This window comes from Streptomyces sp. SID11385, assembly GCF_010548245.1.
Taxonomy (GTDB): domain Bacteria; phylum Actinomycetota; class Actinomycetes; order Streptomycetales; family Streptomycetaceae; genus Streptomyces.
In genome coordinates this window covers 1-5,146 of sequence record NZ_JAAGLR010000633.1, presented here as the reverse complement: position 1 = coordinate 5,146, position 5,146 = coordinate 1, and the positions used below count along the sequence as shown (strand labels likewise).

The window sequence follows — 5,146 nt, the reverse complement described above, 5'->3', positions numbered from 1 at the left end:
CGGGCGGGGCGGTCCGGCGCTCGCGCCGCCCGTCACCCGCGCTGCGCGCGGCGGGCGCGTCAGCCCTCGTCGTGGCCCTCGCCGGGGCCGGCTGGGTCCCCGTCCTCGCCCGGTCCGGCTGGGTCCCCGCCCTTGCCGGGGCGGCGGGGCGAGAGCCCTGAGAGGCGGGAACGCGCCTTGGTGGTGAGGTTGTTGGCCTCGCCCGCCAGGTCGGTGACGAGGCGCATGAGGGGGTCCTTGCTCGTGCGGACGTCCTGGGCGTAGGCGCTCGCGGACTGGCGGAAGGACTCGCCGACCTTCGCGCCCGCGTCCTCGTCGCGGCGCGGGTAGTGGCCGTCCATGAGGCGCTGGTAGTCGCGGGTCGCGGCCCAGCGGTGGAGCTCGGCGGCGCGGACCGTGGTGAACGGGTGCGAGCGGGGCAGCACGTTGAGGATCTTGAGCACCGAGTCGCGCAGATCGCCCCCGGCCTCGTACTCCTCGGCCTGGCGCAGGAAGGCGGCGGTGTTCATCTCGGACAGGTGCTTGCCGCCCGCGAGTTTCATGAGGCCGCGCAGCGAGGCGTCGAGGTCCTGGCCGACGAGGAGCCCGGCACGGTCGGCGGACAGCTCCGATGTGCGGAACCACTCGCGCAGCGCGGCGACGAGCGCGTTGATCGCGACACCGCCCAGCGGTATCCACGCGACCTTCAGCGCCATCGTCGTCAGGAACAGCAGGATCGTGCGGTACACGGAGTGGCCGGAGAGCGCGTGCCCCACCTCGTGGCCGATGACGGCGCGCAACTCCTCCTCGTCGAGCAGTTCCACGAGGCCCGTCGTCAGCACGATGACCGGCTCGTCCATCCCGACGCACATCGCCTGCGGCCGCGGGTCCTGCGTCACGAAGAGCGGCGGGACACGCTCCACGTCGAGGACGCGGCAGGCGTCGACGGCCATCGCGTGCAACGAGGGGAACTGGTCCTCGTCCACCCGTACCGAGTCGGAGAGGTGGAGCAGGCGCAGGCTGCGTTCGGGGAGCATGCCGCTGAGCGCCTTGAAGACCGTGTCGAAACCGGTCAGGCGGCGCAGGGCGACGAGCGCCGAGCGGTCCGAGGGGTGCTCGTACGCGCGGGGCGAGATGCCCGGAAAGGTGCGGCGCACACGCGCGGGCGCGCCTTCCTTCTCGTACCGGCCGTCGTCCATCGTGCTCCCCCTGTCACGCCCCCGGCCGCCGGGGACCCCGCGCCCCGGCCGTGTCCCACACCCTAGGCGAGGGGTCTGACAAAGGGGTACGGGTGCGACGGGGCCGCAGCGCCCGAGGGATGCTCATACGCCCGGTGACGTGCGGGTTCTTCCCGTTCAGAAGCCTTTGTCGGTCGGGGTCTTTATGGTGGGAGGTGCTTCGGGCGGCCCGGGTGAGCGGGCTGCCGGGCGGTGGGGCTTGGCGCGCGTCGGTCTGTCCAAGGTCTGCCGTCCTCTCTACGGTGGGACGAGCAAGGGAGCCGCGCCCGGCAGGGGGCGCGGCACGGGGGAAGAGGGAACGATGGACGTGAGCCTGCTGGCCGGTGAAGGAGCGACCGCGCTCGTCGGGCTGATGGTCGCCGACGGGTGGACGGCCGTCAGGGAGCGGGTGGCGCGGTTCTTCTCGCGCGGCGACGAGGACCCGGGGGCGGCGGAACGGGTCGCGGCCGAACTGGAGGAGGCCCGGGGGGAACTGGTGGCCGCCGACGAGGACCGCGAGGTCGCCGAGGACGTCGAGGCGGCCTGGCGGCTGCGGTTCCGCCGGGCCCTGCGCGCGCACCCGGAGGCGGCGGACGAACTGCGCGCCCTGCTCGACGAGCTGGCACCGGAGCGGGGGCGTACGGGCAGCGGCGACACGTACAACTCGGTGAGCGGCACGGTGCACGGCGGTTCGGTCGTGCAGGGGCGGGACTTCGGGGCCCTGACCATCGGTCCGGCCGCGCCCGCCCCGTCCACGGACGGGCGGTCCGGCGCATGACGGCCCCGGAGGACGAGCCGGGCGCCGACGGCCCCTGGACCAGCAGCGTCTCGGGGACGGTGGACGGCACGGTCGTCCAGGCCGGCCGGGTCTGCGGCGGCATCAACGTCTTTACGGAGAAGCCCGCCCCCTGAGCCCGTCGTCCCGGACGTGATCCCAGCCCTGACCAAGGGTTTCATCAACAGGCGCGCCGAACTCGCCCTCTTGGCGGCGGACTCGGCGCCGCAACGCCGTTACGAGGACGATCCGCCCGGCGACGGGACCGGTCCGCCCGGCGACGGGACCGGTCCGCCCGGCGACGGGACCGGTCCGCCCGGCGACGAGGACACGGTGGAGGTCGGCTACCGGGTGTTCTTCGGGCTGCCCGGGGTGGGGAAGACCGCGCTCGCCTGCCGGTGGGGGCGGGCGACGGAGGTCAAGGAGCCGCAGGCTCTTTGAACTGGCGCTCGACGGCGCCCGGTTGACGCCGGTCGCCCCGCGGTGCCGGGGTGGGTGGCGTGCGGTTGGGCGGCCTGGTCGGGGTGCGAGACGGTGAGCCAGGCGCGGCCCGAGGCGAGGAGGGCGTCGGGGACGAGGCCGGAGAGTCGGCGGCCCGGGGCGCGCGCGTCGGGGACGAGTTTCTGGAAGCCGACGCCGTGCGGGAGGACGAGGACGGGGCAGTCGCCCGCCGGGACCTCGATGTTCTCGCTCGCGGAGAGGATGAGGCCGGGGGCGCTCTCGGCGAGCCGGCTCCAGGGCATGACGCGGCAGCCGTGGTGGTGGAGCAGGTCGAGCACACCGTCGCCGAAGGCGGAGCCGGGGTCGTGCGCGAAGACGACGGAGACGCGGGGGTCGCTGTGCGGGATGGGGTGGGCCGGGGTGCCGGGTCGGACTTCGGCCGGGCGAGGCGTGTTCTGTCAGAGGTGGAGGGACTTCACGTAGCAGAGGCTCGTGTCGTACTCGCGGTAGAGGCCGAACTTCGTGGGGGCCGGGGTGTAGCCGCTGGAGAGGTAGAGGGCGACGGCCTCGGGCTGCATCGTGCCCGTCTCCAGGACCATGCGGGTACGGCCCGCCTCGCGGGCGTCCTCCTCCAGGAGCGCGAGGATGCGGCGCGCGAGGCCGAGGCCGCGGGCCTCGCGGACCACGAACATGCGCTTCAGTTCGGCGTCGCCGTCCGCGTACCCCTCGTCGCTGGTGTCCTGCCGTCGCCAGCCGCCGGTGGCGACGGGGCGTTCGCGCTCGTCGTAGGCGAGGAGGTAGAGGCCGCGGGGCGGGGTGAACATCCCGGCGTCGAGCGGGGTCATGTCGCCGTCGTCACCGTAGCGCTCGGCGTATTCGAGCTGGACCTCATCGTTGAGCTTGACGGCATCCGGGTGGTCGTACGGGACAGGGCGGATCTGCATGAGGATGATCGTACCGCTGGTCGCATCTGTGGATAACTCCGGACGAATGTCCGAGCGTGTGCTCTAGGGTTTCGAGTGTGCTGATCGTGACGAGTGTGAACGTGAACGGGCTGCGTGCCGCGGCCAAGAAGGGCTTCACCGAGTGGCTGGCGGGTACCTCGGCGGACGTGCTGTGCCTCCAGGAGGTACGGGCCGAGTCCCACCAGCTGCCGGAGGAGGTGGCCCGTCCCGAGGGCTGGTTCAGCCTGCACGCGCCGGCGGCCGACAAGGGCAGGGCCGGGGTCTCGCTCTACACGCGGCGGGAGCCGGACCGGGTGCGGACGGGCTTCGGCAGCGCGGAGTTCGACGGGTCCGGGCGGTACGTGGAGGCGGACCTGCCGGGTGTGACGGTGGCGAGCCTGTATCTGCCGAGCGGTGAGGTGGGGACCGAGCGGCAGGAGCAGAAGTACCGCTTCATGGGCGAGTTCTTCACGTACCTCAAGGAGCTGCGCGAGCGGGCGGCGGCGGAGGGGCGCGAGGTGCTGGTCTGCGGGGACTGGAACATCGCGCACACGGAGGCCGACCTGAAGAACTGGCGGGGCAACCGCAAGAACGCGGGCTTCCTGCCGGAGGAGCGGGAGTGGCTGACGCGGGTGCTCGATCCGGCGGACGGCGGTTACGTGGACGTGGTGCGCGCCCAGCACGCGGGGGTCGAGGGGCCGTACTCGTGGTGGTCGTACCGCGGCCGGGCCTTCGACAACGACACGGGGTGGCGGATCGACTACCACATGGCGAGCGCGGGGCTCGCCGGGCGCGCGGTGAAGGCGGAGGTGGAACGGGCGGCGACGCACGAGGAGCGGTGGAGCGACCACGCGCCGGTGACGGTGACGTACGAGATGTGAGGGAGGGAGCGGAGCGGGGGCGGCGGTTCTCGGGAGTGGTGAGGGGTGAGGGGCTGGGGGCGGGGGAGTCGTGGGATTCGGCGCCGTGGCGGGCGCGGGCGCGTGCGGTCGGGGTGTGGCCTGGCTCGGTGGAGTGGCCGGGTTCGGTGGGGTGGTCGGTTCGGGTCAGGTGCGAGGAGGTGAGGCGGGGGGAGTCGGCGGGGCCTCGGGGTCGGGGGTCGGGGCCGCGGCCGGGTCGGTGAGGCGGCGGTCGAGGGCGAGGGAGAGTTCGGCGTCCACGACGGCCTTGGCGAGAGGGCGGAGTTTGTCGGGATCGGTGGCGAGCGCGTGGGGGCGGAGGGTCTCCAGGAAGAGGGTGGCGAGGGCTTCGGCGTGGACGCGGACCTGGCGGCCGGCCTCCAGGACGGTGGCGAGCGGGACGCCCTCGCGGACCAGAGTCGTGGAGACGTCGAGGAGGCGTCGGCTGATGTGGACGATCGTGTCGCCGTCGACGGCGAGATAGCCGAGGTCGAGCGCGGCGGCGAGGTTCTCCGGGGTGACCTCGCCGGCGAAGTGGTCGGCGAGTTCCTCGGGGGAGAGGCGGACCGGGGTCTCCTCCGTAGGGGTCTCGCCGACGCCGAGTACGTCGGCGACGTCCCTGCCGTGCTCGAAGGCCTCGGCGAGTTCGGCGATGCCGTTGAGGGTGTGGCCGCGCTCCAGGAGTGCCGCGATGGTGCGCAGGCGGGCGAGGTGGTGCTCGTTGTACCAGGCGATCCTGCCTTCGCGGCGGGGCGCGGCGAGCAGCTTGCGCTCACGGTAGAAGCGCAGGGTGCGGGTGGTGATACCGGCGGCCTCGGCGAGCTCGGCGGTGCGGTATTCCCGGCCGGGTGCGGGTGCGGGTGCGGGTGCGGGTGCGGGTGCGGGTGCGGG

6 protein-coding genes and 1 pseudogene are annotated in these 5,146 nt (G+C 73.4%); 3 read left to right on the top strand and 4 right to left on the bottom strand.

Translation table 11 applies throughout. The features are described from left to right. Window positions 1-59 precede the first annotated feature (59 nt). Entirely contained in the window at window positions 60-1,178 is a 1,119-nt protein-coding gene (locus G3I42_RS19370) for a M48 family metallopeptidase (protein ID WP_239096557.1), read from the bottom strand. A gap of 340 nt (window positions 1,179-1,518) precedes the next feature. Between G3I42_RS19370 and G3I42_RS19365 the strand changes: the two genes are divergently transcribed. Beyond that, on the top strand, window positions 1,519-1,974 hold the full coding sequence (locus tag G3I42_RS19365; RefSeq protein WP_164287628.1) for a hypothetical protein: 456 nt from the start codon (window positions 1,519-1,521) through the stop codon (window positions 1,972-1,974). Then, window positions 1,971-2,108: a hypothetical protein gene (locus G3I42_RS19360; RefSeq protein WP_164287627.1), complete on the top strand. Its 138-nt coding sequence runs from the start codon at window positions 1,971-1,973 to the stop codon at window positions 2,106-2,108. The genes G3I42_RS19365 and G3I42_RS19360 overlap by 4 nt, the downstream gene beginning before the upstream one ends. 336 nt (window positions 2,109-2,444) lie before the next feature. On the opposite strand, the pseudogene G3I42_RS19355 reads toward G3I42_RS19360, so the two are convergent. Both G3I42_RS19355 and G3I42_RS19350 read right to left on the bottom strand, forming a co-directional pair. Further along, window positions 2,445-2,819 (bottom strand): annotated as a pseudogene (locus tag G3I42_RS19355) (hypothetical protein); the annotation flags it as partial. A gap of 51 nt (window positions 2,820-2,870) precedes the next feature. Further along, complete coding sequence (locus G3I42_RS19350) at window positions 2,871-3,356, bottom strand: GNAT family N-acetyltransferase (protein ID WP_164287625.1); 486 nt, start codon at window positions 3,354-3,356, stop codon at window positions 2,871-2,873. A 77-nt stretch (window positions 3,357-3,433) separates the two neighbouring features. On the opposite strand from G3I42_RS19350, the gene G3I42_RS19345 reads away from it, so the two are divergent. Then, entirely contained in the window at window positions 3,434-4,237 is an 804-nt protein-coding gene (locus tag G3I42_RS19345) for an exodeoxyribonuclease III (RefSeq protein ID WP_164287623.1), read from the top strand. 165 nt (window positions 4,238-4,402) lie between these two features. Here G3I42_RS19345 and G3I42_RS19340 read toward each other — a convergent pair. Next, a partial coding sequence (locus tag G3I42_RS19340; RefSeq protein WP_203607030.1) for a MerR family transcriptional regulator occupies window positions 4,403-5,146 on the bottom strand: 744 nt, incomplete at its 5' end.